At 64.1% G+C, this 3,263-nt stretch carries 3 protein-coding genes; all 3 read right to left on the reverse strand.

Going from position 1 to position 3,263, the window contains the following annotated elements:
- Positions 1 to 432: 432 nt before the first annotated feature.
- The 3 genes from ACHWRX_RS13695 to rplO all read right to left on the reverse strand — a co-directional run bounded on the left by ACHWRX_RS13695 (position 433) and on the right by rplO (position 3,227).
- A complete protein-coding gene (locus ACHWRX_RS13695; protein ID WP_058735992.1) occupies positions 433 to 1,080 on the reverse strand; it encodes an adenylate kinase in 648 nt (215 codons plus the stop codon).
- Between the two features lie 47 nt (positions 1,081 to 1,127).
- Entirely contained in the window at positions 1,128 to 2,495 is a 1,368-nt protein-coding gene (gene secY / locus ACHWRX_RS13700) for a preprotein translocase subunit SecY (protein ID WP_183616788.1), read from the reverse strand.
- A gap of 192 nt (positions 2,496 to 2,687) precedes the next feature.
- Positions 2,688 to 3,227 carry a 50S ribosomal protein L15 gene (rplO, locus tag ACHWRX_RS13705; RefSeq protein WP_183616787.1) on the reverse strand — a complete coding sequence of 180 codons (540 nt, stop codon included), beginning with the start codon at positions 3,225 to 3,227 and terminating at the stop codon, positions 2,688 to 2,690.
- Positions 3,228 to 3,263: the final 36 nt, after the last annotated feature.

Genomic DNA, 3,263 nt, shown 5'->3' on the forward strand with positions numbered 1-3,263 from the left:
CTGGTGGCGGAGATCCGGGCGGCCCGCGCCGATCGCATCGCCCCGCCCCGTGCGGACACCGGCAGCGCGCCGGCAGACTTCGTGCAGGAGCAGGGCGGCCTTTACTAAGCCCGCAAGCCGGGACGCGGGGCGGGGCGGTCGGCGCACTCGTACTGCACGTTGCAGTCGCCTGGCTGAGGTGGCGCCGTACGCTCGGTCTATCGTCCCCGTTATTGTCTACCCCACCTTCGCTCGACACGAACGGAGGGTGGCTCAGGGGCGCACTTGCGCCAGGTTGCCCCAGCAAAGTCATAGCGAAGCCCTGCTGGGCAAAAGAAAAGGCCCCGGTGCGATCCCGCACGAGGCCTTTTCTTTTCACGTTCAATCGATTTGTAATGATCGATTGCGAACAGCTGGGAGCCTTAACCTAGCCCCAGCCATTCGCGGTATCACTCAACCGTTCAGTGCCGCCTCGATGGCCGCTGTCACGTCATCCATCTCGGCCATGCCGTCTACGCGGGTCACGATGCCGCGTTGCTCGTAGATCGGTAGGATCGGCGCGGTCTTGGCGCGATATTCGGCGAGGCGGGTACGCACGGTCTCGGCGTTGTCGTCCGGACGGCGCTTGAATTCATGGCCGCCGCACTTGTCGCACGTGCCCTCGGTCTTGGGCTTCTCGAAGCTGTCGTGGTAACCCTTGCCGCACGAGGCGCAGGTAAAGCGCCCGGTGATGCGCTCTACCAGCGCTTCCTCGTCGACGCCCAATTCGATGACGTGATCCAGCTTGCGGCCGCGCTGCGCCAGAATGCCGTCCAGCGATTCGGCCTGGGCTGCGGTGCGTGGGTAGCCATCGAAGATCGCGCCGGTCTGCGGGCCCATTGCGTCCAGCTCTTCGCCGATCAGGCCCGATACGATTTCGTCCGAGACCAATTCACCGCGATCCATCACCGCCTTGGCTTGCAAGCCGATCGGCGTGCCGGCCTTCACCGCGGCGCGCAACATGTCTCCGGTGGAGAGCTGGCGCATGCCCCGGCTTTCAACCAGGCGCTGCGCTTGTGTACCTTTGCCTGCGCCCGGAGGCCCCAACAGGATGATGTTCACGTATCCCCCCTTTGCAACTCTTCACGGGCGAGGCCCGGGCGGCGCGCCTAGCGCAACCGGCCCTTCAGCTTCGCCTTCTTGATCAGATCGCCATACTGGTGCGCCAGCAGGTGCGATTGGATCTGCGTAATCGTATCGACGGTGACGTTGACGACGATCAGCAGGCTGGTGCCGCCCATGAACAGCAAAGGCAAGCCGGTTTGCGACAGGAAGTACTCAGGCAACACACAAACGATAGTTAGGTACCCGGCACCGATCACGGTGATGCGCGTCAGCACGTAGTCCAGGTAGGTCGCGGTGTTCTTACCCGGGCGGATGCCGGGGATGAAGCCGCCGTTCTTCTTCAGGTTTTCCGAGGTTTCCTCAGGATTGAAGACGACCGCGGTGTAGAAGAAGCAGAAGAAGATGATGCCCGCCGCATACAGCGCCATGTAGAGCGGCTTGCCGTGGCCCAGGTACTGGTTGAGCGAGACGACCAGCTGCCCCGCGGTCGATTCGGGCGAAAGCGACTTGCCGGCGAACTGGGTGATCGTCAGCGGCAGCAGCAGCAGCGAGCTGGCGAAGATCGGCGGGATCACACCGGCGGTGTTGATCTTTAGCGGCAAGTGGCTTCGATCCGCCTGCATCATGCCGCGCTGCGTGGCGCGCTTGGGATACTGGATCAGCAGCCGGCGCTGGGCGCGCTCCATGAAGCAGATGAACAGGATCATCGCCACCACCAGCACCACCAGCAGGATGATCGTGATCGATCCGGTGTCTCCGGCCGAATACTGGTTCATCACGTTGCTGGCGAACGTCGGCATCTGGGCGACGATGCCGGACATGATGATCAGCGAAACGCCGTTGCCGATGCCGCGCGACGTGATCTGTTCGCCCAGCCACAGCAGGAACATGGTGCCGCCGATCAGGCTGATCACCGCGCCCATGCGAAACATGAGGCCGGGATCGACCACGGCCTGCAGGCCGCTGGAGGCGCCGTAGGCCTCAAGCCCCTGGGCCACGAAATAACCCTGGATGCCGCACAGCAGCACCGCGCCATAGCGGGTGTACTGGTTCAGCTTCTTGCGGCCTGCTTCGCCTTCCTTCTTCAGCGCCATCAGCGCCGGGTGAAGCGAGGCGGCCAGCTGCACCACGATGGACGCGGTGATGTAGGGCATCACGCCAAGCGCGATCAGGCTCATGCGCTCAAGCCCGCCGCCGGAAAAGGCGTTGAACATGTCGAGAATGCCGCCGCGCGTCTGCTCGTAGAGCGACTGCAGGACCAGCGGATTGACGCCGGGAAGCGGCACGAAGCTGAGGAAGCGGAAGATGATCAGGGCACCGACGGTGAACCAGATGCGCTTCTTGAGCTCGGTGGCCTTGGAGAAGTTGGCCAGGCTGAGCGTGCTGGCGATATTGTCGGCGCGTGATGCCATCGGAAAGGGGGAGCCTTAAACTATGCGGGTCGCCCAAGGTTCTTCAGGCGGCTGCCGGGCATCCATATCGTGGGCCGGCGCGCTTGTCGAACCCAGCGGGTCTGAGACGGCGCATATAGTCGTCTCGCCGGCCGCGACAATCCCGGTGCGGCGCCTTCCCACGGAAAGCACCGCACCGATCATGGTATGATCTTAGGCCTTGGCTGCCTTGGCAGCCTTGGCGGCGTTCTTGCCGCGCGGCTTGTCGGCATACTTGCCGGTCACCACCTTGGGTTCGGGCAGGGCGATCGAGCCGCCTGCCTTTTCGATCGCCTCGCGCGCACCGGCGCTGACGCCGGCGACCGAGAACGCGACCTTGGCGGTCAGCTCACCCTTGCCGAGCAGGCGCACGCCATCGGTGCCGCCACGAGCCAGGCCAGCGGCCTTGAGCGCGGCGTGATCGACGGTGCCCGAGATGTCGAGCTTGCCCGCGTCGATCGCCTTCTGGACGAGGCCGAGGTTGACCTCGGCATAATCCTTCGCAAACGCCTTGTTGCTGAAGCCGCGCTTAGGAATACGCATGTGGAGCGGCATCTGGCCGCCCTCGAAGCCGTTGACCGAAACGCCCGAACGCGCCTTGGCACCCTTCTGGCCGCGGCCGGAGGTCTTGCCCTTGCCCGAGCCGATACCACGGCCCACGCGGATGCGGCGATGACGGGCGCCGGCATTATCCCGAATGTCGTTCAGATTCATAGTGTGCACTCGCTTTCGCTTTTGTCGCGCTGATGG

It is taken from the genome of uncultured Novosphingobium sp., assembly GCF_964277725.1.
GTDB classification, from domain to species: domain Bacteria; phylum Pseudomonadota; class Alphaproteobacteria; order Sphingomonadales; family Sphingomonadaceae; genus Novosphingobium; species Novosphingobium fluoreni.

Excerpts from the sequence above, each read along its gene's own strand:
- secY (WP_183616788.1), bottom strand. The coding sequence starts at position 2,495 with ATGGCATCACGCGCCGACAATATCGCCAGCACGCTCAGCCTGGCCAAC.
- rplO (WP_183616787.1), bottom strand. The coding sequence starts at position 3,227 with ATGAATCTGAACGACATTCGGGATAATGCCGGCGCCCGTCATCGCCGC.